At 56.8% G+C, this 24458-nt stretch carries 23 protein-coding genes; 16 read left to right on the top strand and 7 right to left on the bottom strand.

The genetic code is table 11. From position 1 onward, the window contains the following. The first annotated feature begins 20 nt into the window (after nt 1–20). The gene (gene cyaA / locus ACMGGM_RS12480; protein WP_014885652.1) at nt 21–2564 is read left to right on the top strand and encodes a class I adenylate cyclase; all 2544 of its coding nucleotides are present in this window, start codon (nt 21–23) and stop codon (nt 2562–2564) included. Nucleotides 2565–2655: 91 nt separating this feature from the next. Here cyaA and cyaY read toward each other — a convergent pair whose 3' ends face one another. Continuing rightward, nucleotides 2656–2976, bottom strand: coding sequence for an iron donor protein CyaY (gene cyaY / locus ACMGGM_RS12475; RefSeq protein ID WP_050862996.1), 321 nt, complete (start codon nt 2974–2976; stop codon nt 2656–2658). A 135-nt stretch (nt 2977–3111) separates the two neighbouring features. Here cyaY and lptM point away from each other — a divergent pair, with 135 nt between their 5' ends. The 8 genes from lptM to corA all read left to right on the top strand — a co-directional run bounded on the left by lptM (nt 3112) and on the right by corA (nt 10071). Beyond that, on the top strand, nt 3112–3315 hold the full coding sequence (lptM, locus tag ACMGGM_RS12470; protein ID WP_014885650.1) for an LPS translocon maturation chaperone LptM: 204 nt from the start codon (nt 3112–3114) through the stop codon (nt 3313–3315). A 35-nt stretch (nt 3316–3350) separates the two neighbouring features. Then, the gene (dapF, locus tag ACMGGM_RS12465; protein ID WP_014885649.1) at nt 3351–4175 is read left to right on the top strand and encodes a diaminopimelate epimerase; all 825 of its coding nucleotides are present in this window, start codon (nt 3351–3353) and stop codon (nt 4173–4175) included. Next, nucleotides 4172–4879 carry a DUF484 domain-containing protein gene (locus ACMGGM_RS12460; RefSeq protein ID WP_023331571.1) on the top strand — a complete coding sequence of 236 codons (708 nt, stop codon included), beginning with the start codon at nt 4172–4174 and terminating at the stop codon, nt 4877–4879. The genes dapF and ACMGGM_RS12460 overlap by 4 nt, the downstream gene beginning before the upstream one ends. Then, the gene (gene xerC, locus ACMGGM_RS12455; protein ID WP_063943795.1) at nt 4876–5778 is read left to right on the top strand and encodes a tyrosine recombinase XerC; all 903 of its coding nucleotides are present in this window, start codon (nt 4876–4878) and stop codon (nt 5776–5778) included. Before ACMGGM_RS12460 ends, xerC begins: the two co-directional genes overlap by 4 nt. Continuing rightward, on the top strand, nt 5778–6494 hold the full coding sequence (yigB, locus tag ACMGGM_RS12450) for a 5-amino-6-(5-phospho-D-ribitylamino)uracil phosphatase YigB (RefSeq protein WP_063943793.1): 717 nt from the start codon (nt 5778–5780) through the stop codon (nt 6492–6494). The genes xerC and yigB overlap by 1 nt, the downstream gene beginning before the upstream one ends. A 107-nt stretch (nt 6495–6601) precedes the next feature. After that, entirely contained in the window at nt 6602–8764 is a 2163-nt protein-coding gene (uvrD, locus tag ACMGGM_RS12445; RefSeq protein WP_014885645.1) for a DNA helicase II, read from the top strand. Nucleotides 8765–8913: 149 nt separating this feature from the next. Continuing rightward, entirely contained in the window at nt 8914–8970 is a 57-nt protein-coding gene (gene ysgD / locus ACMGGM_RS12440) for a YsgD/CorL family protein (RefSeq protein ID WP_212743980.1), read from the top strand. 150 nt (nt 8971–9120) lie between these two features. Then, the gene (gene corA / locus ACMGGM_RS12435; RefSeq protein ID WP_008501540.1) at nt 9121–10071 is read left to right on the top strand and encodes a magnesium/cobalt transporter CorA; all 951 of its coding nucleotides are present in this window, start codon (nt 9121–9123) and stop codon (nt 10069–10071) included. An 84-nt stretch (nt 10072–10155) separates the two neighbouring features. Here corA and rarD read toward each other — a convergent pair whose 3' ends face one another. Further along, nucleotides 10156–11052 carry an EamA family transporter RarD gene (rarD, locus tag ACMGGM_RS12430; RefSeq protein WP_014885644.1) on the bottom strand — a complete coding sequence of 299 codons (897 nt, stop codon included), beginning with the start codon at nt 11050–11052 and terminating at the stop codon, nt 10156–10158. 51 nt (nt 11053–11103) lie between these two features. Beyond that, on the bottom strand, nt 11104–11571 hold the full coding sequence (yigI, locus tag ACMGGM_RS12425; RefSeq protein WP_023331568.1) for an acyl-CoA thioesterase YigI: 468 nt from the start codon (nt 11569–11571) through the stop codon (nt 11104–11106). Between the two features lie 160 nt (nt 11572–11731). Between yigI and pldA the strand changes: the two genes are divergently transcribed. From pldA to rhtC, 3 genes are all read left to right on the top strand, one after another. Next, entirely contained in the window at nt 11732–12601 is an 870-nt protein-coding gene (gene pldA, locus ACMGGM_RS12420; protein ID WP_014885642.1) for a phospholipase A, read from the top strand. A gap of 90 nt (nt 12602–12691) precedes the next feature. Then, nucleotides 12692–14521, top strand: coding sequence for an ATP-dependent DNA helicase RecQ (recQ, locus tag ACMGGM_RS12415; RefSeq protein WP_014885641.1), 1830 nt, complete (start codon nt 12692–12694; stop codon nt 14519–14521). Nucleotides 14522–14582: 61 nt separating this feature from the next. After that, entirely contained in the window at nt 14583–15203 is a 621-nt protein-coding gene (gene rhtC / locus ACMGGM_RS12410) for a threonine export protein RhtC (protein ID WP_014885640.1), read from the top strand. On the opposite strand, the gene rhtB is transcribed toward rhtC, so the two are convergent. Further along, nucleotides 15200–15820 carry a homoserine/homoserine lactone efflux protein gene (gene rhtB, locus ACMGGM_RS12405; protein ID WP_014885639.1) on the bottom strand — a complete coding sequence of 207 codons (621 nt, stop codon included), beginning with the start codon at nt 15818–15820 and terminating at the stop codon, nt 15200–15202. The two genes, rhtC and rhtB, sit on opposite strands and share 4 nt — an antisense overlap. A gap of 111 nt (nt 15821–15931) precedes the next feature. Between rhtB and pldB the strand changes: the two genes are divergently transcribed. The 3 genes from pldB (at nt 15932) to ACMGGM_RS12390 (ending at nt 18738) form a co-directional block, all read left to right on the top strand. Next, the gene (gene pldB / locus ACMGGM_RS12400) at nt 15932–16924 is read left to right on the top strand and encodes a lysophospholipase L2 (protein ID WP_045135424.1); all 993 of its coding nucleotides are present in this window, start codon (nt 15932–15934) and stop codon (nt 16922–16924) included. Nucleotides 16925–16955: 31 nt separating this feature from the next. Further along, entirely contained in the window at nt 16956–17756 is an 801-nt protein-coding gene (gene yigL / locus ACMGGM_RS12395) for a sugar/pyridoxal phosphate phosphatase YigL (protein WP_023331564.1), read from the top strand. 82 nt (nt 17757–17838) lie between these two features. Further along, nucleotides 17839–18738 carry a carboxylate/amino acid/amine transporter gene (locus tag ACMGGM_RS12390; RefSeq protein WP_063943791.1) on the top strand — a complete coding sequence of 300 codons (900 nt, stop codon included), beginning with the start codon at nt 17839–17841 and terminating at the stop codon, nt 18736–18738. On the opposite strand, the gene metR is transcribed toward ACMGGM_RS12390, so the two are convergent. Further along, nucleotides 18626–19579 carry an HTH-type transcriptional regulator MetR gene (gene metR / locus ACMGGM_RS12385; RefSeq protein WP_023331563.1) on the bottom strand — a complete coding sequence of 318 codons (954 nt, stop codon included), beginning with the start codon at nt 19577–19579 and terminating at the stop codon, nt 18626–18628. The two genes, ACMGGM_RS12390 and metR, sit on opposite strands and share 113 nt — an antisense overlap. Nucleotides 19580–19694: 115 nt before the next feature. On the opposite strand from metR, the gene metE reads away from it, so the two are divergent. Further along, nucleotides 19695–21956 carry a 5-methyltetrahydropteroyltriglutamate--homocysteine S-methyltransferase gene (metE, locus tag ACMGGM_RS12380; protein ID WP_063943789.1) on the top strand — a complete coding sequence of 754 codons (2262 nt, stop codon included), beginning with the start codon at nt 19695–19697 and terminating at the stop codon, nt 21954–21956. 32 nt (nt 21957–21988) lie between these two features. Here the strand turns inward: metE and ACMGGM_RS12375 are convergent, their stop codons facing one another. Further along, nucleotides 21989–23071, bottom strand: coding sequence for an ABC transporter ATP-binding protein (locus ACMGGM_RS12375; protein WP_045269174.1), 1083 nt, complete (start codon nt 23069–23071; stop codon nt 21989–21991). Continuing rightward, the gene (locus ACMGGM_RS12370; protein WP_063614532.1) at nt 23068–24456 is read right to left on the bottom strand and encodes a phosphomannomutase/phosphoglucomutase; all 1389 of its coding nucleotides are present in this window, start codon (nt 24454–24456) and stop codon (nt 23068–23070) included. Before ACMGGM_RS12370 ends, ACMGGM_RS12375 begins: the two co-directional genes overlap by 4 nt. Nucleotides 24457–24458 lie beyond the last annotated feature (2 nt).

Genomic DNA, 24458 nt, shown 5'->3' with positions numbered 1-24458 from the left:
GAAACATCAGGCGATACGTCTTGTACCTCTATATTGAGACTCTGAAACAGAGACTGGATGCCATAAATCAATTGCGCGTGGATCGCGCGCTTGCTGCCATGGGCCCTGCTTTCCAGCAGGTATACAGTCTGCTGCCGACATTATTGCACTATCACCATCCGCTGATGCCTGGGTACCTTGACGGTAACGTTCCCAGAGGCATATGTCTTTTCACGCCTGATGAAACCCAACAGCATTATCTGAACGAGCTGGAACTCTACCGCGGCATGCCGCCGCAGGAATCACCGACAGGTGAATTGCCGATTACCGGCGTTTACACGATGGGGAGTACCTCATCGGTAGGGCAAAGCTGTTCTTCAGACCTGGATATCTGGGTCTGCCATCAATCCTGGCTCGATAACGAAGAGCGGCAGCTGCTGCAGCGTAAATGCAGCCTTCTGGAGAGCTGGGCCGCGTCGCTTGGCGTAGAAGTGAGCTTCTTCCTGATTGATGAAAACCGTTTCCGCCATAACGAAAGCGGCAGTCTGGGTGGTGAAGACTGCGGCTCGACTCAGCACATCTTATTGCTGGATGAATTTTATCGTACTGCTGTGCGTCTGGCCGGGAAGCGTATTCTGTGGAATATGGTGCCGTGCGATGAAGAAGAGAATTATGACGACTACGTCATGTCGCTTTATTCGCAGGGCGTTCTGACGCCAAACGAGTGGCTGGATCTGGGCGGCCTTAGCTCCCTGTCCGCAGAAGAGTACTTCGGCGCTAGCCTCTGGCAGCTCTATAAGAGCATTGATTCACCGTACAAAGCGGTGTTGAAAACGCTGTTGCTTGAAGCTTACTCCTGGGAATACCCCACGCCACGTCTGCTGGCGAAAGATATCAAGCAGCGCCTGCACGATGGTGAGATTGTCTCCTACGGGCTTGATGCCTACTGCATGATGCTGGAACGCGTTACCGAATACCTGAAAGCCATTGATGACTCCACGCGTCTTGACCTGGTGCGTCGATGTTTTTATCTCAAAGTTTGTGAAAAACTGAGCCGCGAGCGCGCCTGTGTGGGCTGGCGTCGTGAAGTGGTCAGCCAGTTAGTGAAAGAGTGGGGATGGGACGAAGCGCGTCTGTCCATGCTCGACAACCGTGCTAACTGGAAAATCGATCAGGTGCGTGAAGCGCATAACGAACTGCTCGATGCGATGATGCAAAGCTACCGTAACCTGATCCGCTTTGCGCGCCGCAACAACCTTAGCGTCTCCGCCAGCCCGCAGGACATTGGCGTACTGACTCGTAAGCTCTATGCCGCGTTTGAAGCGCTGCCGGGCAAAGTCACCCTGGTGAACCCGCAGATTTCGCCTGACCTGTCAGAACCGAACCTGACCTTTATCTATGTACCGCCGGGCCGCGCAAACCGCACCGGGTGGTATCTGTACAACCGTGCGCCTAGCATGGACTCGATCATCAGCCATCAGCCGTTGGAATATAACCGCTACCTGAACAAACTGGTGGCCTGGGCGTGGTTTAACGGTCTGCTGACTTCACGTACCCGCCTGTTTATCAAGGGCAACGAGGTCGTCGATTTAGCCAAGCTGCAGGAGATGGTGGCGGATGTTTCGCACCACTTCCCACTGCGTCTGCCTGCGCCAACGCCGAAAGCGCTCTACAGCCCCTGTGAAATTCGCCATCTGGCGATTATCGTCAACCTGGAATACGACCCGACGGCAGCTTTCCGTAATCAGGTAGTCCATTTTGACTTCCGCAAACTGGACGTCTTCAGCTTTGGCGAACAGCAAAACTGTCTGGTGGGCAGCGTGGATCTGCTGTACCGCAACTCGTGGAATGAAGTGCGTACTCTGCATTTCAACGGCGAGCAGGCGATGATCGAAGCGCTGAAAACTATTCTGGGCAAAATGCACCAGGACGCCGCGCCGCCGGACAGCGTCGAAGTGTTCTGCTACAGCCAGCACCTGCGCGGTTTGATTCGTACCCGCGTGCAGCAGCTGGTATCCGAGTGCATCGAGCTGCGTCTCTCCAGCACCCGTCAGGAAACCGGGCGCTTTAAAGCGCTGCGCGTCTCCGGCCAGACCTGGGGGCTGTTCTTCGAACGTCTGAATGTATCGGTACAGAAGCTGGAAAACGCCATTGAGTTTTACGGGGCGATTTCACATAACAAGCTGCATGGACTGTCGGTCCAGGTGGAAACCAACCACGTCAAACTGCCACAGGTGGTGGACGGCTTTGCGAGTGAAGGGATTATTCAGTTCTTCTTCGAAGAGTCGGGCGACGATGCCGGGTTTAACATTTACATTCTGGATGAGACCAACCGCGCCGAGGTGTATCACCATTGTGAAGGTAGCAAAGAGGAGCTGGTGCGCGACGTCAGCCGTTTCTACTCTTCTTCACATGACCGCTTCACCTATGGCTCCAGCTTTATCAACTTCAACCTGCCGCAGTTCTATCAGATTGTGAACGTTGATGGGCGAGCGCAGGTGATCCCGTTCCGTACGCAGGCAATTACCCCTGCGGTGCCAGCAAACCAGGATACCGCACCGCTGTTGCAGCAGTATTTCTCCTGATTTCGTGATCCCGGTGGCGGCTACGCTTTACCGGGCCTACAACAGCCCGAACGCGTAGGCCGGGTAAGCGCAGCGCCACCCGGCAACAAAACTACCTGAAACTGACGGTCTCACCCGCCTGCGCCGACGCTGCCTGCTCCAGCAAATCCCAGAACGTTTCGCCGCTGCGGTCGCAAACCCATTCCCCGTCTTTCAGATCGAAATGATACCCGCCCTGTTTTGCGGCCAGCCAGACCTGGTGAAGCGGTTCCTGGCGGTTAATAATAATTTTGCTGCCGTTTTCGAAGCTCAGGGTCAGAATGCCGCCGTTGATTTCACAATCGATATCGCTGTCGCCGTCCCAGTCGTCGAGACGTTCTTCGATGGTCATCCACAGGGTGTCTGCAAGGCGATGGAATTCACTGTCGTTCATGGTTTTGTTCCTGTTTTTCGTGATGCCGGCAGTATAACGCTAAATAATTCCCGTTGCAGGAAAGCGGCAAACTCTTGCTTTTGTGTCTTCTCCTGCGATGATAGAAACAGATTTGAACTTACGGGCAACTTTATAATGAAAAACGCTTTCCGAACGCTTGCCGTTCTCATCACCCTGTTTAGCCTGACGGGCTGCGGACTGAAGGGACCACTCTACTTCCCACCTGCGGATAAAACCGCGCCGCCGCCGACGAAACCCGTCCAAAGCGGCATTGAGTCTACCACGCCAAATACTAACGATCGTGGCGACAACGGTGGCCCGACTCAGGTTAATCTCTGACGACAACGTTCTGTACCCGCGCAATGGAGCAAATGATGCAGTTCTCTAAAATGCATGGCCTTGGCAACGATTTTATGGTCGTCGACGCGGTAACGCAGAATGTGTTTTTCTCCCCGGAACTTATCCGTCGCCTGGCGGATCGGCATCTGGGCGTGGGGTTTGATCAACTGCTGGTGGTTGAGCCGCCATACGATCCCGACCTCGATTTCCACTACCGTATTTTTAACGCGGACGGCAGCGAGGTTAACCAGTGCGGCAACGGTGCGCGCTGTTTTGCCCGCTTTGTCCGCCTGAAAGGGCTGACCAACAAGCGCGATATTCGCGTCAGTACGGCCAACGGCCGCATGGTGCTCAGCGTCACCGATGACGAACTGGTGCGCGTGAACATGGGCGAGCCTAACTTCGAACCCTCTGCCGTGCCGTTTCGCGCAAACAAAGCGGAAAAGACCTATATTATGCGTGCGGCCGAGCAGACAGTATTGTGCGGCGTCGTCTCGATGGGTAATCCGCACTGCGTGATTCAGGTAGATGATGTGGAAACCGCCGCGGTTGAAACGCTCGGTCCGGTGCTGGAAGGCCACGAGCGTTTTCCGGAGCGGGCGAACATCGGTTTCATGCAGGTGGTGAAGCGTGAGCACATCCGCCTGCGGGTTTACGAGCGCGGCGCGGGCGAAACCCAGGCCTGCGGTAGCGGTGCGTGTGCGGCCGTGGCGGTCGGCATCTCACAGGGGCTACTCGCCGAAGAGGTTCGCGTCGAGTTACCGGGCGGTCGGCTTGATATCGCCTGGAAAGGACCGGGTCATCCACTGTATATGACTGGCCCGGCGGCACATGTCTATGACGGGTTTATCCATCTATGAAACAACCAGGGGAAGAACTGCAGGAAACAGTGACGGAACTGGACGACAGAGCTGTTGTGGATTATCTGCTGCGCAATCCTGAGTTTTTTATTCGCAATGCACGCGTCGTCGAAGAGATGCGCGTGCCGCATCCGGTTCGCGGGACCGTGTCGCTGGTCGAATGGCACATGGCGCGCTCGCGCAACCACATCAATCAGCTTGAAGAGAACATGACGCTGCTGATGGAACAGGCCAGTACCAACGAAAGCCTGTTCTATCGTTTGCTGCATTTGCAGGCGCGTCTGGCCTCGGCGCACAGCCTTGATGAGTTCCTTAGCCGCTTCCACCGCTGGGCGCGTGAGCTTGGGCTGGCGGGTGCAACGATTCGTCTTTTTCCTGACCGCTGGCGCATTGGCGCACCGTCCGGGTTTACCCATCTGGCGCTCAGTCGTCAGGCGTTTGAACCGCTGCGCATTCAGCGTCTGGGCCATGCGCATCACTATCTGGGGCCGCTGAACGGGCCTGAACTGCTGGTGGTATTACCGGAAGCGAAGGCGATTGGCTCGGTGGCGATGTCGCTGATGGGACGCGATGGCGATCTGGGCGTCATGTTATTTACCAGCCGCGACGCGCACCACTACGAGCAAGGCCAGGCCACGCACCTGCTGCAGGAGATCGCCCTGATGCTGCCCGAACTGCTGGAGCGCTGGATTGAACGCGTATGACGGACGGACTGCTTTCCACTGACGTCGCGCGCTTTCTGCGCTATCTGGGGGTGGAACGTCAGCTCAGCCCCATTACGCTGCTTAACTACCAGCGTCAGCTTGATGCCATCATGCAGATTGCCGACGAGATCGGCCTGAAAAGCTGGCAACAATGTGACGCTGCCACGGTACGCGGGTTCGTTGTGCGTAGCCGTAAAAAAAACCTCAGCCCGGCGAGCCTGGCGCTCAGGCTTTCCGCGCTACGCAGTTTCTTTGACTGGCTGGTCAGCAAGGGTGGCATAAAAGCCAACCCGGCAAAAGGGATCGCCACGCCGAAAGCCCCGCGCCATCTGCCGAAAAATATCGACGTCGACGACGTAAACCGTCTGCTGGATATCGATCTGAACGATCCGTTGGCGGTGCGTGACCGCGCGATGCTGGAGGTGATGTACGGTGCCGGACTGCGTCTGTCTGAACTGGTCAATCTCGATATAAAACATCTCGATCTGGACACCGGCGAAGTGTGGGTGATGGGCAAGGGCAGCAAAGAGCGCCGCCTGCCCATTGGCCGCAATGCCGTCGCCTGGATTGAGCACTGGCTTGACCTGCGCGGGCTATTTGGCGCGGAAGAAGATGCGCTGTTTTTATCGAAACTCGGCAAGCGGATCTCGGCGCGTAACGTACAGAAGCGCTTTGCGGAGTGGGGTATTAAGCAGGGGCTGAACAGTCATGTTCACCCGCATAAGCTGCGCCACTCTTTTGCGACACACATGCTTGAGTCGAGCGGCGATCTGCGCGGCGTGCAGGAGCTCCTCGGCCATGCGAATCTGTCGACCACTCAAATCTACACCCACTTAGACTTCCAACACCTTGCCTCGGTGTATGACGCGGCGCATCCACGCGCCAAACGGGGGAAATAATGCGTTTTTACCGCCCACTCGGCCAGATCTCAGCCCTGACGTTTGACCTTGATGACACCCTTTATGACAACCGCGAGGTGATTCTGCGTACCGAGCAGGAATCGCTGGCGTTTGTACAGAATTACCATCCGGCGCTGAAAGCGATGCAGAACAAGGACTTCCAGACGCTGCGTCAGTCCCTGCGGGAGACCGAGCCGGACATTTACCATGATGTGACCGAATGGCGTCGCCGCGCGGTGGAGCAGGCGATGCTCAACGCGGGTCTGAGCGTGCAGGACGCGGCCATCGGTGCTGAGGCAGCGATGGAAAACTTTGCCAAATGGCGCAGCCGTATCGACGTGCCGCAGGAGGCCCACGACACGCTGGCGAAGCTCGCCGAAAAGTGGCCGCTGGTGGCCATCACAAACGGCAATGCGCAGCCGGAGCTGTTTGGTCTCGATCATTACTTTGAGTTTGTGCTGCGCGCGGGCCCGCATGGGCGCGCCAAGCCGTTCAGCGATATGTACCATCTGGCGGCGGAAAAACTAACTCTGCCGCTGGGTAACATTCTGCATGTGGGTGATGACCTCACCACCGACGTGGCTGGCGCTATCCGCTGCGGCATGCAGGCCTGCTGGATCAAACCAGAGAACGCCGACCTGATGACCACGCTGGATAGCCGTCTTCTGCCGCACGTGGAAATTTCACGGTTGGCATCCCTCACGACGCTGATATAATCACCAGTAATATTGTATAAATTACCAGGGTTTTGCAGTTGTAGGCCCGGTAAGCGAAGCGCCACCGGGCGTTTTGCTCTGTTCCTGAATACTATGTGACGGTGCCAATGGACGTTTCTTACCTGCTCGACAGCCTTAATGACAAACAGCGTGAAGCCGTAGCGGCCTCGCGCACTAACATGCTGGTGCTGGCTGGGGCGGGCAGTGGTAAGACGCGCGTGCTGGTTCACCGTATCGCGTGGCTGCAGAGCGTGGAAAACTGCTCGCCGTACTCAATCATGGCCGTCACGTTTACCAATAAGGCGGCGGCGGAGATGCGCCACCGTATCGCCCAGTTAATGGGTACCAGCCAGGGCGGCATGTGGGTCGGCACCTTCCACGGCCTGGCGCACCGCCTGCTGCGCGCGCACCATATGGACGCCAACCTGCCGCAGGATTTTCAGATCCTCGACAGCGAAGACCAGCTCCGTCTGCTGAAGCGTCTGATCAAGGCGATGAACCTTGACGAGAAACAGTGGCCGCCGCGTCAGGCGATGTGGTACATCAACGGTCAGAAAGATGAAGGGTTGCGCCCGCACCATATTCAGAGCTTCGGCAACCCGGTGGAGCAGACCTGGCAAAACGTCTACAAAGCCTACCAGGAAGCGTGCGATCGCGCCGGTCTGGTGGATTTCGCCGAGCTGCTGCTGCGCGCCCACGAACTGTGGCTCAACAAACCACATATCCTTCAGCACTACCGTGAACGCTTTACCAATATCCTGGTGGACGAATTCCAGGATACCAACAACATCCAGTACGCATGGATCCGCCTGCTGGCGGGCGACACCGGCAAGGTGATGATCGTGGGGGATGATGACCAGTCGATCTACGGCTGGCGCGGGGCGCAGGTGGAAAACATCCAGCGCTTCCTCAATGACTTCCCCGGCGCACAAACCATCCGTCTGGAGCAGAACTATCGCTCCACCAGCAACATTCTGAGCGCAGCCAACGCCCTGATTGAAAACAACAACGGGCGTCTGGGTAAAAAGCTGTGGACCGACGGCGTCGACGGCGAGCCGATTTCAATTTACTGCGCCTTCAACGAGCTCGACGAAGCCCGCTTCGTGGTGAACCGTATTAAAACCTGGCAGGATAACGGCGGCGCGTTAGAGCAGTGCGCCATTCTCTACCGCAGTAACGCCCAGTCACGCGTGCTGGAAGAGGCGCTGCTGCAGGTTGGTATGCCGTACCGCATTTATGGCGGTATGCGCTTCTTCGAACGTCAGGAAATCAAAGATGCGCTCTCGTATCTGCGTCTGATTGCGAACCGTAATGATGACGCGGCGTTTGAGCGCGTGGTCAACACCCCAACCCGTGGCATTGGCGACCGCACGCTGGACGTGGTGCGTCAGGCCTCGCGCGACCGTCAGCTGACGCTGTGGCAGGCGTGCCGCGAATTGCTGCAGGAGAAAGCCCTTGCCGGTCGTGCGGCCAGCGCATTGCAGCGCTTCCTTGAGTTGATTGACGCCCTGGCGCAGGAAACCGCCGATATGCCGCTGCACGTGCAGACTGACCGGGTAATCAAAGACTCCGGCCTGCGCACCATGTACGAGCAGGAAAAAGGCGAGAAGGGTCAGACCCGTATTGAGAACTTAGAGGAACTGGTCACGGCAACGCGCCAGTTCAGCTACAACGAAGAAGACGAAGACCTGATGCCGCTGCAGGCGTTCCTTTCCCACGCCGCGCTGGAGGCGGGTGAAGGGCAGGCGGACACCTGGCAGGATGCGGTGCAACTGATGACCCTGCACTCCGCCAAAGGTCTGGAGTTCCCGCAGGTCTTTATCGTCGGGATGGAAGAGGGGATGTTCCCGAGCCAGATGTCGCTCGATGAAGGCGGACGGCTGGAAGAGGAGCGTCGACTGGCCTATGTGGGCGTGACGCGCGCGATGCAAAAGCTGACGCTAACCTATGCGGAAACCCGCCGCCTGTACGGGAAAGAGGTCTACCACCGTCCGTCTCGCTTTATTGGTGAACTGCCGGAGGAGTGCGTGGAGGAAGTGCGCCTGCGTGCCAGCATCAGCCGCCCTGTCAGCCATCCGCGTATGGGATCACCGATCTCTGAAACGGACACCGGCTACAAGCTGGGTCAGCGCGTGCGCCATTCGAAGTTTGGCGAAGGCACCATTGTAAATCTGGAAGGCAGCGGCGAGCACAGCCGCCTGCAGGTGGCGTTCCAGGGGCAGGGGATCAAATGGCTGGTGGCCGCTTACGCTAAGCTGGAAACAGTGTAACATTCAGAAAAATATCACTATTTTGTAATAATCTGCTAGCCTTATACGTTGAAGGTCAATTAATGCCCTTCAGCGTTCCGTTGCGTGTTGACGCCACAGTTACTGCTGGCGTAACATGCGCGCACGATTACGCTAAGAGGACATTCGCCTTGGACACACCCAGTAGATACTGGCTCAATTCCCTGTCATCCAGGAACAACTCCTAAGGCTATCTCCCCTTGCTGATGGCCTTAGTGGTTGTCAGCGACTGCATTATTCCCGTCGCGCTGAGTCAGGCTGTTTAATGGTCTGAAACCCAATTTGTTTCTGTGTGCCCACCGAACTGTCCGATATTTTTTGCATTGGGAGTCCCGGTCATGTTGAGCGCATTTCAACTCGAAAATAACCGACTGACTCGGCTTGAAGCCGAAGAGTCACAGCCCCTCATTGATGCCGTATGGGTGGATCTGGTCGAGCCGGACGACGATGAGCGCCTTCGCGTACAATCTGAGCTGGGGCAAAGCCTGGCAACCCGTCCTGAACTGGAAGACATCGAAGCTTCTGCGCGTTTTTTTGAAGATGAAGACGGCCTGCACATTCACTCCTTCTTCTTCTTTGAAGATGCGGAAGACCATGCGGGCAACTCCACCGTGGCCTTTACCATTCGCGACGGTCGCCTGTTTACCCTTCGCGAGCGTGAACTGCCCGCGTTTCGTCTCTACCGCATGCGCGCCCGCAGCCAGGCAATGGTGGACGGCAACGCTTACGAACTGCTGCTCGACCTGTTTGAGACCAAAATTGAACAGCTGGCGGATGAGATTGAAAACATCTACAGCGATCTGGAAAAGCTGAGCCGCGTGATCATGGAAGGCCATCAGGGCGATGAATACGACGAAGCGCTCTCCACGCTGGCCGAGCTGGAAGATATCGGCTGGAAGGTGCGTTTGTGTCTGATGGATACCCAGCGCGCGCTGAACTTCCTCGTGCGCAAGGCGCGTCTGCCGGGCGGTCAGCTGGAGCAGGCGCGTGAGATCCTGCGCGATATCGAATCCCTGCTGCCGCACAACGAATCCCTGTTCCAGAAGGTGAACTTCCTGATGCAGGCGGCGATGGGCTTTATTAACATCGAGCAGAACCGCATCATCAAGATCTTCTCGGTGGTATCCGTGGTGTTCCTGCCGCCGACGCTGGTGGCCTCCAGCTATGGGATGAACTTCGAGTTTATGCCGGAGCTGAAGTGGAGCTTTGGTTACCCGGGGGCGATTATCTTTATGATCCTCGCCGGGCTGGCGCCGTATCTGTACTTTAAGCGTCGTAACTGGCTTTGAGTATCCGCCCGGTGGCGCTACGCTTACCGGGCCTACAGAACGTGTAGGCCGGATAAGGCGCAGCCGCCATCCGGCAAAAAGGCACTACAGCCCTTTGCGCACTCTGCGCTGGGTGTAAATCGCATCGGCGACAAAAATCGCCAGCGCTACCCAGATAAAAGCGAACGTCACCATCTTATCTGCGCCTGGCACTTCGCCGTAAAACACCACCGCCAGCAGAAACATCAGCGTCGGGCCGATGTACTGGAAGAAGCCCAGCGTGGAGAGACGCAGACGCGTTGCCGCACCGGTGAAGCACAGCAGAGGAATAGTGGTCACCACGCCTGCCGCCATCAGCATCAGATTCAGCGACCACGGGTTGCTGCCCATATGACTGGTGGCGCTGTCGGCGATACCGAAGAGGTAGATCGCCGCCACCGGCAGCAGCCACAGGGTTTCAAACAGCATCCCCGTTTGGGCTTCCACCGCAATCTTCTTACGTACCAGACCGTAGAACGCAAAGCTGAACGCCAGGCCGAGGGCAATAATCGGCAGCGAGCCGAACGTCCAGAGCTGTACCAGCACGCCGCAGAAGGCCAGAAACACCGCTAGCCACTGCATACGGCGGAAACGTTCGCCGAGGAAAAGCATCCCCAGTACGATGTTTACCAGCGGGTTAATAAAGTAGCCAAGACTGGCTTCGAGCATGTGGTGGTTATTCACCGCCCAGATAAACAGCAGCCAGTTTCCGCCAATGAGCACCGCCGAGAGTGCCAGCAGGAAAACTTTCTTAGGCGTTTTGAGCAGCGTCTTGACGCCGGACCACTGACGGCTGAGGCTCATTAGCGCGATCATAAAGAAAAAGGACCAGATGACGCGGTGAGTGAGGATCTCGTCGGCCGGTACATAAGCGATAAACTTGAAGTACGCCGGTGCAATACCCCAAATAAAATAAGCGGCAAGGGCGAGTAAAACGCCCTGCCGCGTCTGTTTAGCATCCATCGGGAAAATCCGTTACAAAAAAGTGAATTAATTTTACCCGATTTTGCCGCTTCAACCCACCATATAAGTGGCGGTTGCGCTGGCGATATAAACCTGTTCTTCGTTGTGTAATTCTACGCGCGCCACCGCCACTTTATTCCCCGCGCGCAGCAGGCTGCTGGTGCAGGTAAAGCGATTGCCGCGTCCGGGGCGAAGATAATCGACGCGTAAATCAATGGTGCCCATGCGTGCCAGACGCTGACGGAGTTCGTCTTCATTGATGGTGTCATGACGCGTCAGCGTACTGCCCACGCAGACCAGACCAGCCGCCACGTCCAGCGCGGAAGCAATCACCCCGCCGTGCAAAATACTTTGCGCCCAGTTGCCCACCATCATCGGCTGGTTGTTAAAGCTCAACTGGGCAAACTCTTTCTCGTAACGTTCCAGCTCCAGACCCAGCGCACGGTTAAATGGCATATGGTAAACAAAAATCTCGCCCACGAGCTTTAACACTTCTTCAGAGGTAAGCATGGCTGACATGAGGCATCACATCCCTATTGTTAATGAAATGTTGATTTTATGCCTCAACAATACGGATTTCCACTTTCAGAAACGAGGAGGCGGAAGTTGGCGCAGAAGTCTGTAGAATGCCCGGATAAAATTATTCATTACACGTCACTATTTCAGGAGAACACCACCGATGCGGACGTATCTGGGTTGGTTACTGGCGGCGGTTGCGCTGCCTCTCACAGCATATGCGCAGGAAGCGACAGTTAAAGAAGTGCACGATGCGCCATCCGTACACGGTAGCATCATTGCTAACATGCTTCAGGAGCATGACAATCCGTTCACGCTTTACCCCTATGACACCAACTATGTGATTTACACCCAGACCAGCGATCTGAACAAAGAAGCGATAAGCTCCTATAACTGGTCTGATAATGCGCGTAAAGATGAGGTGAAGTTCCAGTTGAGCCTCGCCTTCCCGTTCTGGCGCGGTATTCTGGGGCCGAACTCGGTACTCGGTGCCTCTTATACGCAGAAATCCTGGTGGCAGCTTTCCAACAGCGGCGAATCTTCGCCGTTCCGTGAAACCAACTATGAGCCGCAGCTGTTCCTTGGCTTTGCAACGGATTATGAATTTGCCGGATGGACGTTGCGTGACGTCGAAGTCGGCTTTAATCACGATTCTAACGGCCGTTCAGACCCCACGTCTCGTAGCTGGAACCGTGCCTATACGCGCCTGATGGCGCAGAACGGCAACTGGATGGTGGAAGTGAAGCCGTGGTATGTGGTGGGGAGCACCGACGATAACCCGGATATCACCAAATATATGGGGTACTACCAGCTCAAGGTCGGCTACCAGTTAGGCGATGCCGTGCTGAGCGCGAAAGGCCAGTACAACTGGAATACCGGCTACGGTGGTGCTGAAGTGGGCCTGAGCTATCCGGTAACGAAGCATGTGCGCCTCTATACGCAGGTGTACAGCGGTTACGGCGAGTCGCTGATCGACTATAACTTCAACCAGACCCGCGTGGGTGTGGGCGTAATGCTGAACGATATTCTCTAAGCTGCTCGAATGTTTTTGCGTTAAACGTTGAAGTTTCTCTCTCAGGCGCTGAAAATAGCGCCTGTTTCATTTCTGGCATATGGGGTTAACGTGGCGCAGGCGGAAGTATTGAATCAGGAGTCGCTGGCTAAACAGGTTTTGCATGAAACCTTTGGCTACCAGCAGTTCCGCCCTGGCCAGGAAACCATCATTGAAACCGTGCTGGAAGGCCGTGATTGTCTGGTCGTTATGCCGACCGGCGGCGGGAAATCACTCTGTTATCAGGTGCCCGCGCTGGTGCTTAACGGCCTGACGGTCGTGGTATCGCCCCTTATTTCTCTGATGAAAGACCAGGTTGATCAACTGCTCGCCAACGGCGTGGCGGCGGCCTGTCTTAATTCCACGCAAACCCGGGAGCAGCAGCAAGAGGTGATGGCCGGGTGTCGCACCGGGCAGGTTCGTCTGCTGTATATCGCACCGGAACGCCTGATGCTGGATAACTTCCTCGACCATCTCGCACACTGGAACCCGGTCCTGCTGGCGGTGGATGAAGCGCACTGTATCTCGCAGTGGGGGCACGATTTCCGCCCGGAATATGCCGCCCTCGGCCAGCTCCGTCAGCGCTTCCCGGAACTGCCGTTTATGGCGCTTACCGCCACGGCAGATGATACGACGCGTCTGGATATCGTTCGCCTGCTGGGGCTGAATGATCCCTATATTCAGGTCAGCAGTTTCGACCGCCCTAACATCCGCTACATGCTGATGGAAAAATTCAAGCCGCTGGATCAGCTCCTGCGCTATGTCCAGGAACAGCGCGGCAAGTCGGGCATTATCTACTGCAACAGTCGGGCGAAGGTGGAAGACACCGCCGCGCGTCTGCAAAACCGTGGCTTTAGCGCCGCAGCGTATCATGCCGGGCTGGAGAACCACATCCGTGCGGATGTGCAGGAGAAATTCCAGCGTGACGACCTGCAGATTGTGGTCGCGACGGTGGCGTTCGGAATGGGGATTAACAAGCCCAACGTGCGTTTTGTGGTGCATTTCGACATCCCGCGTAATATCGAATCCTACTATCAGGAAACCGGCCGCGCCGGGCGTGATGGTCTGCCTGCGGAAGCGATGCTGTTTTACGATCCAGCCGATATGGCGTGGCTGCGCCGCTGTCTGGAAGAGAAACCGCAGGGACAGCTGCAGGATATCGAACGCCATAAGCTCAACGCGATGGGGGCGTTTGCCGAAGCGCAAACCTGCCGCCGTCTGGTGCTGCTCAACTATTTTGGTGAAGGGCGACAGGAGCCGTGCGGCAACTGCGATATCTGCCTGGATCCGCCGAAGCAGTACGATGGCCTGATGGACGCGCGTAAGGCGCTTTCGACCATTTACCGTGTGAATCAACGCTTCGGGATGGGTTACGTGGTGGAAGTGTTGCGCGGCGCCAATAACCAGCGTATCCGCGACATGGGCCACGACAAACTGCCGGTCTACGGGATCGGTAAAGATCAGAGCCACGAGCACTGGGTTAGCATTATTCGTCAGCTGATTCACCTCGGATTTGCCACGCAGAACATCGCTCAGCACTCGGCGCTACAGCTGACCGAAGCCGCGCGTCCGGTGTTGCGCGGTGACGTTGAACTGAAGCTCGCCGTACCGCGCGTGGTCGCCCTCAAACCACGCGTGATGCAGAAATCCTACGGCGGTAACTATGACCGCAAGCTGTTTGCCAAACTGCGTAAGCTGCGTAAAGCCATTGCTGATGAAGAGAACATCCCGCCTTACGTGGTGTTCAACGACGCGACGCTGATTGAGATGGCGGAACAGATGCCGCTCAGCGCCAGCGAAATGCTCAGCGTCAACGGCGTAGGCACGCGCAAGTTGGAGCGCTTCGGTAAAGAGTTTATGGCGCTTATCCGTTCTCACGTTGACGGAGATGATGAGGAGTAGTCAGCCGGCCAAAAAAGTGCCAGTATGATGACTCACTGAATTATTTCCCTGCGAGCCAATTATGTTAATGCTATTTCTCACCGTGGCGTTAGTGCACATCGTTGCGCTGATGAGCCCGGGCCCTGACTTTTTCTTCGTATCGCAAACAGCGGTCAGTCGTTCCCGTAAAGAGGCGATGATGGGCGTGCTCGGTATTACCATGGGCGTCATGGTCTGGGCGGCCGTTGCGCTGCTCGGTCTGAACCTGATCCTGGCGAAGATGGCCTGGCTGCATAACATCATTATGGTTGGCGGTGGCCTGTACCTGTGCTGGATGGGCTACCAGATGCTGCGCGGGGCGCTGAAAAAAGAAGAGAAAAAAACGCAAGAGCCTAAGGTGGAGCTGGCAACGGGTGGACGGAGCTTTGTAAAAGGGCTACTGACCAACCTGGCGAATCCGAAAGCGATTATCTATTTCGGCTCGGTGTTCTCGCTGTTTGTGGGCGACAGCGTTGGCGCGGGCGCACGTTGGGGCATTTTCCTGCTTATCGTCGTGGAGACCTTCGCGTGGTTCACTATCGTGGCAAGCCTGTTTGCCTTACCGGCGATGCGCCGTGGCTACCAGCGTATCGCGAAGTGGATCGATGGCTTCGCCGGCGCGCTGTTCGCCGGCTTCGGCATTCATCTCATCATTTCTCGCTAAGCATGACGCGCTGACGCAAGCAGCGCGCCAACCAGCATAAACAGCGAGCCAAACACTTTGTTCAGGGCCTTCATCTGCTTAGGCCCTTTTATCCATCCGGCAATCCGCTGTGCCAGCGTCGCGTAACCAATCATCACGATAATATCGACAATAATTGTGGTCGCACCCAGCACCACGTACTGCATCACCTGAGGCTGGTGCGGCACGATAAACTGTGGGAACAGCGCGGCGAGGAACACAATGCTTTTCGGGTTGGTCAGGTTGACGAATACTGCCCGCTTAAACAGATGACCACGGTTTTGCGTCTGCGCGAGCGTATTCAGGTTAATGGCGCCAGCCGCGCGCCACTGCTGAATACCCAGCCAGATAAGATATGCCGCACCGGCCCATTTCAGCACTTCAAACGCCAGCACCGAGCGGGAGAACAGCGTTCCCAGGCCAATCCCGACCAGGACGATGTGAATGCCCAGCCCGGTTTGCAAACCGGCAATCGACGCCGCCGCCCCGCGATAGCCGTGGTTGATGGAGGTAGTCATGGTGTTAATCGCACCCGAACCCGGTGAAAGGCTCAGGATGATGGATGTCAGCAGGTAGGCGAACCACCACTCGAAGGTCATTTGAAACTCCCGAATCGTCTGTTTTTATGCCACAATACGCTATTGATGAGTCATTTTGTGACCGGTGACGAAAAAAAACGATATTCCCTGGATTACGTGAGTGGAAACCCAATGTTTCAGCAGAAAAAGGACTGGGAAACACGAGAAAACGCATTTGCTGCTTTCTCTATGGGGCCGCTGACCGATTTCTGGCGGCAGCGTGAGGAAGATGAGTTTACGGGCGTCGGGGGCATCCCGGTACGCTTCGTTCGTTTCCGTGATGAGAAAAATGACCGGGTAATCGTGGTTTGCCCGGGGCGCATTGAAAGCTACGTTAAATACGCCGAACTGGCCTACGATCTGGTCCATATGGGGTTCGATGTGCTCATCATCGACCACCGTGGACAGGGGCTGTCCGGACGCATGCTACAGGACACGCACCGTGGACATGTCGATCGCTTCAGCGATTACGTCGACGATTTTGCCGCGTTCTGGCAGCAGGAAGTGCAGCCCGGCCCCTGGCGTAAGCGCTATATCCTTGCGCACTCCATGGGTGGCGCTATTTCGACGCTGTTTTTGCAGCGGTATCAACACCAGTGTGATGCCATTGCGCTAACCGCGCCGATGTACGGTATCGTCATACGTTTCCCCGACTGGATGGTGCGTCATCTTCTCGACTGGGCTGAGGGCCATCAGCGCATTCGTGAAGGCTATGCCATCGGGACCGGACGCTGGCGTGCGCTGCCGTTCGCCATCAACGTCTTAACCCACAGTCGGCAGCGTTATCGCCGCAACCTGCGCTTTTATGCCGATGAACCGCGCTTACGCGTCGGTGGCCCGACCTGGCACTGGGTGCGGGAGGGGATTCTGGCCGGTGAACAGGTGCTGGCGGGGGTAGGTGATGATGACACGCCAACACTCCTGATTCAGGCTGAAGAAGAGCGTGTGGTCGATAACCGCATGCATGACCGTTATTGTGAATTACGCGCCGCCGCCGGTCACCCTTGTGAAGGGGGAAAACCGCTGGTCATCAACGGCGCTTACCATGAGATCCTTTTCGAAAAGGACGTTATGCGCTCAGTCGCGCTCAACGCCATTGTTGAATTTTTCAACAGGCATAACTGATTATTGTTTTCCACCAGAGGTTGAAATCCCTATGTACCAGGTTGTTGCATCTGATTTAGATGGCACGCTGCTTTCCCCTGACCACACCCTGTCGCCTTACGCGAAAGAGACCTTAAAGCTTCTGACTGCCCGTGGCGTGAACTTTGTGTTTGCCACCGGACGCCACCACGTAGACGTGGGGCAGATCCGCGATAATCTTGAGATCAAATCGTACATGATCACCTCCAACGGTGCGCGCGTGCATGATACTGACGGTAACCTGATCTTTACCCATAACCTGGATCGCGATATTGCCGCCGATCTCTTCGGCGTGGTGCATAACAACCCGGCTATCATCACCAACGTGTACCGCAACGACGACTGGTTCATGAACCGCCACCGCCCGGATGAAATGCGTTTCTTCAAGGAAGCGGTATTTAACTACTCCCTGTACGAGCCGGGCCTTCTTGAGCCGGAAGGTATCAGTAAGGTGTTCTTCACCTGCGATAGCCATGAAGAACTGCTCCCACTGGAACAAGCGATCAACGCCCGCTGGGGCGATCGCGTCAACGTGAGCTTCTCAACCCTGACCTGTCTGGAAGTGATGGCGGGGGGCGTCTCCAAAGGTCACGCGCTGGAAGCGGTCGCGAAACGTCTGGGTTTCGCGCTGAAAGACTGCATCGCTTTTGGTGATGGCATGAACGACGCTGAAATGCTCTCCATGGCAGGCAAGGGCTGCATCATGCAGAACGCGCATCAGCGTCTGAAAGATCTGCACCCGGAACTGGAAGTGATTGGTTCCAACGCTGATAACGCGGTACCGAAATACCTGCGCAAGCTGTTCCTTGAATAATCTTCATTTGGTTGTTTGTTGACCAGATGTCAACTGAAGAGTCCGCTACAATGCCTGTCCTTCTTTCTGAGAGACAAGCATTGTGGCGCTACTCATTATCACCACTATCCTGTGGGCCTTCTCCTTTAGCCTGATTGGCGAGTACCTTGCCGGTTCGGTCGACAGCTACTTCTCGGTGCTGATGCGCGTGGGGCTGGCGGCGCTGGTATTCCTGCCGTTTCTGCGCTCGCGTGGTCAATCGCTGAAAACGATTGTGCTGTACATGCTGGTGGGCGCGATGCAGTTGGGCATCATGTATCTGTTCAGCTTCCGGGCTTACGTCTATTTGTCCGTCTCTGAATTCCTGCTCTTTACCGTGTTGACGCCGCTCTATATTACGTTGATTTACGACCTGCTCAGCAGGCGTCGTCTGCGCTGGGGATACCTGCTAAGCGCGGCGCTGGCGGTGATTGGCGCGGCAATTATTCGCTATGACAAAGTCAGCGATCACTTCTGGACCGGGTTGTTGTTCGTCCAGCTCGCCAACATCAGTTTCGCCATCGGCATGGTGGGCTACAAACGCCTGATGGAAACCCGCCCGATGCCTCAGCACAATGCATTTGCGTGGTTCTATATGGGCGCGGCGATTGTCGCGGTATCGGCGTGGTTTCTGCTCGGTAACCCGCAAAAGCTGCCGACCACGTCGGTGCAGTGGGGCGTTCTGGTCTGGCTGGGCGTGGTGGCGTCAGGGCTGGGTTACTTCATGTGGAACTACGGCGCGACGCAGGTCGACGCCGGAACGCTCGGGATTATGAATAACGTGCACGTCCCGGCGGGGCTGCTGGTCAACCTCGCCATCTGGCAGCAGCAACCGCACTGGCCGAGCTTCCTTATTGGGGGAGCGGTGATCCTGGCTTCACTGTGGGTCCATCGCCGCTGGGTCGCTCCGCGCTCCGCACAAACGGAAGATGGTCGCACGCGTGGTTCCGCGCTGAGCGAATAAACGCTTCTGTCACCGGCTGACGCTGCTCGCCATCGCGCACGGCAGCGTACAGACGGCTCCACAGTCCTTCACCCAGGGTTTTGGTCACCACCAGGCCCTGGCGTTCAAAACTCTCCACCACCCAGTGCGGCAGCGCCGCGATGCCCATGTTGGCGGCAACCATCTGAATCAACAGCAGGGTGTTATCCACGCTTTTCAGCTGCGGGCTAATGCCTGCCGGCTGCAGGAAATGACGCCAGATATCCAGGCGACTGCGCTGAACCGGATAAATCAGCAGCGTTTCTGTTGCCAGGTCTTCCGGCGTGATGCGCGTTTTAGCCGCCAGCGGATGATCCGGTGCCAGCACCAGGCGCACTTCAAAATCAAACATCGGCGAATAGTGCAGGCCGCTGCGCGGCAGAATGTCGGAGGTCATCACCAGATCCAACTCACCCTGCTGCAGCGAGGGTTGCGGGTCGAACGTCACACCGGATTTAAAATCCATCTCCACCTGCGGCCACTTCTGGCGGAAGTTCTCAAGCGCAGGGGTCAGCCATTGAATACAGCTGTGGCACTCAATGGCGATGCGCAGTTTTGTCTGCTGCGGCTCGTTACAGGACTGTAGCGCGCTGGCGATCTGCGGCAGGACCTGATTCGCCAGTTGAAGAAGAATTTCACCCTGCGGCGTAAAGCGCAGAGGTTGGCTCTTACGCACAAAAAGACGAAATCCGAGGCGTTGTTCCAGATCGCTGAACTGGTGAGAAAGGGCAGACTGGGTCTGGTGCAGCGTGGCCGCAGCCGCCGCGAGCGATCCGCAGTTCCGCAACGCTTGCAGCGTTTTCAGGTGTTTTATCTCGATCATGAAAGTCCTTCACTTCGCCATGAACATTTTGCGCTTGAGGAATATACAGTACCTGCCAATTATAGATGTGTAAACATCTGGACGTCTAAATAGCGAAATTCACAAGGGGCATAACATGACAATCCGCAATCACACTCTCGGTTTCCCTCGCGTTGGCCTGCGTCGCGAGCTGAAAAAAGCGCAAGAAAGCTACTGGGCGGGTAAAGCTACCCGTGAAGAACTACTGACCGTGGGGCGCGAGCTGCGCGCCCGTCACTGGGATCAGCAAAAGCAGGCAGGCATTGACCTGCTGCCGGTGGGCGATTTCGCCTGGTACGACCATGTTCTGACGACCAGCCTGCTGCTGGGCAACGTGCCGGCTCGTCATCAGAACAAAGATGGATCGGTAGATATCGATACCCTGTTCCGCATAGGCCGTGGTCGTGCGCCAACGGGTGAACCCGCGGCAGCGGCGGAAATGACCAAGTGGTTTAACACCAACTATCACTATATGGTGCCGGAGTTCGTAAAAGGTCAGCAGTTCAAACTGACCTGGACACAGCTTCTGGACGAAGTCGACGAAGCGCTGGCGCTGGGCCACCAGGTAAAACCGGTGCTGCTCGGACCGGTAACCTACCTGTGGCTGGGCAAAGTCAAAGGCGAGCTGTTTGACCGCCTCAGCCTGCTGAAGGACATTCTGCCCGTCTACAAACAGGTACTGATTGAGCTGGGTAAACGCGGCATTCAGTGGGTGCAAATCGACGAACCTGCTTTGGTGCTTGAGCTGCCCCAGGTTTGGCTCGATGCCTTCAAACCGGCGTATGACGCGCTTACCGGGCAGGTGAAGCTGTTGCTGACCACCTATTTCGAGGGCGTGACGCCTAACCTGAGCACGATTGCCGCGCTGCCGGTTCAGGGTCTGCATGTTGACCTGGTTCACGGCAAAGATGACGTGAAGGACCTGCACAAACGTCTGCCCGCAGACTGGCTGCTCTCAGCGGGGCTGGTAAACGGTCGTAACGTCTGGCGTGCCGATCTCACCGAAAAGTATGCTCAAATTAAAGACATTGTCGGTAAACGTGAGCTGTGGGTGGCCTCATCATGTTCACTGCTGCACAGCCCGATCGATCTGAGCGTGGAGACCCGTCTTGACCCGGAAGTGAAAAGCTGGTTTGCCTTCGCCCTGCAAAAATGTGAAGAACTGGCGCTGCTGCGCGACGCGCTGAACAGCGGTGACACGGCGGCGATTACCGAATGGAGCGCCCCGATTCAGGCGCGCCGTCATTCGGCACGCGTGCATAATCCGGCAGTGGAAAAACGTCTGGCGGCCATCACCGCTCAGGACAGCCAGCGCCAGAGTCCGTATGAAGTCCGTGCCGAAGCCCAGCGCGCCCGCTTCAACCTGCCCGCATGGCCAACCACGACGATCGGTTCATTCCCACAAACGACCGAGATCCGCGGCCTGCGTCTCGACTTCAAAAAGGGCAATCTGGATGCGAATCACTACCGTACCGGCATTGCTGAGCACATCAGGCAGGCGATCATCGAGCAGGAGCGTTTAGGTCTGGACGTGCTGGTGCACGGTGAAGCCGAGCGTAACGACATGGTGGAATACTTCGGTGAACACCTGGACGGCTTCGTGTTTACCCAGAATGGCTGGGTGCAGAGCTACGGTTCCCGCTGCGTGAAGCCACCGGTGGTGATCGGTGACGTCAGCCGCCCGGAAGCGATTACGGTGGCGTGGGCGAAGTATGCTCAGTCTCTGACCGACAAGCCGGTAAAAGGCATGCTGACCGGGCCGGTGACCATTCTGTGCTGGTCGTTCCCGCGTGAAGACGTGACCCGTGAAACCATTGCGAAGCAAATCGCGCTGGCGCTGCGTGATGAGGTGGCGGATCTGGAAGCCGCTGGCATTGGCATTATCCAGATTGACGAACCGGCGTTACGAGAAGGTTTGCCGCTGCGCCGCAGCGACTGGGATGAGTATCTGAAGTGGGGCGTGGAAGCCTTCCGCATCAATGCGTCGGTGGCGAAGGACGACACGCAGATCCACACTCATATGTGTTACTGCGAATTTAACGACATTATGGATTCCATTGCCGCGCTGGATGCCGACGTGATCACCATCGAGACCTCGCGTTCAGATATGGAGCTGCTCGAGTCGTTTGAAGAGTTCGACTATCCAAACGAAATCGGACCGGGGGTGTACGACATTCACTCCCCGAACGTGCCGAGCGTGGAGTGGATTGAAGCCCTGCTGAAAAAAGCCGCTCAGCGTATTCCGGCAGAGCGCCTGTGGGTGAACCCGGACTGCGGCCTGAAAACCCGCGGCTGGCCGGAAACCCGCGCAGCGCTCGCCAACATGGTGAAGGCAGCGCAGAATTTGCGTCAGGGGTAAGTCTGCGCATTTCCCGCCGCCTGATACTCTACTCAGGCGGCATTTTCCGTCATTGCAATCCGCTTGCCTGCCGCGTCAAAGAGATGCAGATGAGCCTCCTGCACGGTCAGCGTGATACGTTGCTGCGCAGGCAGACTCAGTTGCTGGAAGGATTTCAGGCACACGGCATGCCCTGCCACGTCCAGCCACACCAGGGTTGAATCTCCCTGCAGTTCGCATAACCGCGTTTTCCCGCTCAGGCTAAAATCCCCCGGCTGCTGATAACCCAGGTGTTCAGGGCGGATCGCGACAAATACCGATTCCCCCTCCTGAATGTCTGCGGGCTGACGCGAAAGCGGGAAGACGGTATCAGGGTCGATATGCAATGCCCCCTGCTGCCAGATGGCGGGTAACATATTGATTTTTGGCGTACCGATGAATTCGGCCACGAAGCGGTTCGCCGGGGTGTTGTACAGTTCAAGCGGCGTACCCGTTTGCTCAATATTGCCTTTACACATCACCACGATACGGTCGGCCAGCGTCATCGCCTCGACCTGATCGTGCGTGACGTAAATCATGGTGTTTTTCAGGGTATTATGGAGTTGCTGGATCTCCTGGCGCATTTCAACCCGCAGAGCGGCGTCAAGGTTGGAAAGGGGTTCGTCAAACAGGAACAGCGCGGGCTGCTGGACAATAGAACGACCTATCGCCACGCGCTGGCGCTGGCCGCCGGAGAGGTGTTGCGGAAGCCTGTCGAGCAGCTCGTCCAGCCTGAGCATGTTGGCGGCGTGGGTGATGCGCTGCGCAATGTCGGCCTCCGGGGTGCGGATATTGCGTAAGCCAAAGGCGAGGTTCTCCCGTACGGTCATATGCGGATAAAGTGCATAGGACTGGAAAACCATCGACAAGCTCCGCTTGCCCGCCGCCAGGTGGGTGACATCCTCATTGCCCATCATCAGCATGCCACTGTCTGGCGCCTCTAATCCCGCGATCATGCGCAGCAGCGTCGATTTCCCGCACCCGGAGGGGCCCACAAGAACGATAAATTCTCCTGATGCTATCTCCAGTGACAGATCCGCCACGATGACGTTTTTATCGTACTTTTTATGAATATGTCGTAATGAAAGGGCGGTCATAATGTCTCCTGAGCCCCTTGCAGGGCAGAAATCAGCATCAGCACTTCATGAGTTTTATGGACAAGCAGAGCGGTATCTCCCCGCGCTTCAACATTAAGGCGAACCAGCGGCTCGGTGTTGGAGGCGCGGAGGTTAAAACGCCAGTCTGTGAAGGACAGGCTCAGGCCGTCGCAGTTGTCACGTTCGCATGCGACCGGGGCATAGTGCGCGGCGACGTCATTGAGGAGTGCGGCGGGCTCGTTGACCGTCAGGTTGATTTCACCAGACACCGGATAGCGGGTCTGTGCGTGACGCATAAGATGAGAGAGCGGCTGCGCGGCTGCGCCCAGGATCTGGAGCATCAGGATCAGCGGGATCATGCCGCTATCGCAGTAGCCAAAATCGCGAAAATAGTGATGGCCACTCATCTCGCCGCCGTAAATGGCGTTTTCCCTTCGCATCCGGGCTTTCAGGAAGGCATGCCCGGTTTTACTCACGATTGCGCTACCGCCGCAACGGGCGACCGTGTCGAGCGTGTTCCAGATTAAGCGGGGATCAAGAATGATGCGGCTGCCGGGATAGCGTCGCAGAAAATGTTCGGCAAACAGCCCCACGAGATAATAGTTCTCAACGTAATCCCCGCGCTCGTCGAAGAAAAAGCAACGATCGAAATCGCCATCCCAGGCGATGCCAGCATCGGCGTGATGTTCGATGACGGCCAGTCGGGTGCTTTGCCGGTTTTCAGGCAGCATCGGGTTAGGTACGCCAGCGGGAAAGCGGCCATCTGGCTGGTGATGAATACGGATAAACTCGACCGGTACACCGGCACGCTTTAAGCCCTCATCAAGCGCATCTAGCGCCGGACCTGCGGTGCCGTGCCCGGCGTTGACCACCAGGCGTAACGTTCGCGTTGGGGACGTAGTGATAAATCGCAGCAGAGCGTTCACCCAGGCCGGGCGATTGTCGAAGGGAAAAATGCCCCCACGACGCACGCAGGGTGGAAAGCGGTTCTGTTCTGCCAGCGCTTTGATCTCCAGCAGACCGTTGTCATTACTGATCGGGCGCGCCTCAAGGCCAACCAGCTTAAAGCCGTTGTAATGGGCGGGATTGTGGCTCGCCGTCACCTGGATCCCTCCGTCTGCCCGCAATTCCCGGGTGGCGAAATAGACCTCTTCCGTACCGGTCATGCCCAGGTCGATAACATCGACGCCGCCTGCGGTAAGCCCGTCGATCAGGGCCGTTTTTAGCGCCTCCGAGCTGAGGCGGACATCAGCGCCTACTACCACGCGCCGGGGATGCAGCCAGACGGCGTACGCCCTTCCGATGCGACGCGCAATGTCAGGGGTGAGATTGACGTCAACTTCGCCACGAATGTCATAGGTTTTAAAGCACGTTAGTTCATCCATAG

The organism is Enterobacter sp. BNK-14, from assembly GCF_047456095.1.
In the GTDB taxonomy this organism is placed as follows: Bacteria; Pseudomonadota; Gammaproteobacteria; order Enterobacterales; family Enterobacteriaceae; genus Enterobacter; species Enterobacter kobei.
The sequence above is the reverse complement of the archived record's forward strand: the minus strand, read 5'-3'. Positions and strand labels throughout refer to the sequence as shown.

Bases quoted from the DNA above. Each gene is read 5' to 3' on its own strand.
- cyaY (WP_050862996.1), bottom strand. From the start codon at position 2,976: ATGAACGACAGTGAATTCCATCGCCTTGCAGACACCCTGTGGATGACC.
- lptM (WP_014885650.1), top strand. From the start codon at position 3,112: ATGAAAAACGCTTTCCGAACGCTTGCCGTTCTCATCACCCTGTTTAGC.
- dapF (WP_014885649.1), top strand. From the start codon at position 3,351: ATGCAGTTCTCTAAAATGCATGGCCTTGGCAACGATTTTATGGTCGTC.
- ACMGGM_RS12460 (WP_023331571.1), top strand. From the start codon at position 4,172: ATGAAACAACCAGGGGAAGAACTGCAGGAAACAGTGACGGAACTGGAC.
- xerC (WP_063943795.1), top strand. From the start codon at position 4,876: ATGACGGACGGACTGCTTTCCACTGACGTCGCGCGCTTTCTGCGCTAT.
- yigB (WP_063943793.1), top strand. From the start codon at position 5,778: ATGCGTTTTTACCGCCCACTCGGCCAGATCTCAGCCCTGACGTTTGAC.
- uvrD (WP_014885645.1), top strand. From the start codon at position 6,602: ATGGACGTTTCTTACCTGCTCGACAGCCTTAATGACAAACAGCGTGAA.
- corA (WP_008501540.1), top strand. From the start codon at position 9,121: ATGTTGAGCGCATTTCAACTCGAAAATAACCGACTGACTCGGCTTGAA.
- rarD (WP_014885644.1), bottom strand. From the start codon at position 11,052: ATGGATGCTAAACAGACGCGGCAGGGCGTTTTACTCGCCCTTGCCGCT.
- yigI (WP_023331568.1), bottom strand. From the start codon at position 11,571: ATGTCAGCCATGCTTACCTCTGAAGAAGTGTTAAAGCTCGTGGGCGAG.
- pldA (WP_014885642.1), top strand. From the start codon at position 11,732: ATGCGGACGTATCTGGGTTGGTTACTGGCGGCGGTTGCGCTGCCTCTC.
- rhtC (WP_014885640.1), top strand. From the start codon at position 14,583: ATGTTAATGCTATTTCTCACCGTGGCGTTAGTGCACATCGTTGCGCTG.
- rhtB (WP_014885639.1), bottom strand. From the start codon at position 15,820: ATGACCTTCGAGTGGTGGTTCGCCTACCTGCTGACATCCATCATCCTG.
- pldB (WP_045135424.1), top strand. From the start codon at position 15,932: ATGTTTCAGCAGAAAAAGGACTGGGAAACACGAGAAAACGCATTTGCT.
- yigL (WP_023331564.1), top strand. From the start codon at position 16,956: ATGTACCAGGTTGTTGCATCTGATTTAGATGGCACGCTGCTTTCCCCT.
- metR (WP_023331563.1), bottom strand. From the start codon at position 19,579: ATGATCGAGATAAAACACCTGAAAACGCTGCAAGCGTTGCGGAACTGC.
- metE (WP_063943789.1), top strand. From the start codon at position 19,695: ATGACAATCCGCAATCACACTCTCGGTTTCCCTCGCGTTGGCCTGCGT.
- ACMGGM_RS12375 (WP_045269174.1), bottom strand. From the start codon at position 23,071: ATGACCGCCCTTTCATTACGACATATTCATAAAAAGTACGATAAAAAC.
- ACMGGM_RS12370 (WP_063614532.1), bottom strand. From the start codon at position 24,456: ATGGATGAACTAACGTGCTTTAAAACCTATGACATTCGTGGCGAAGTT.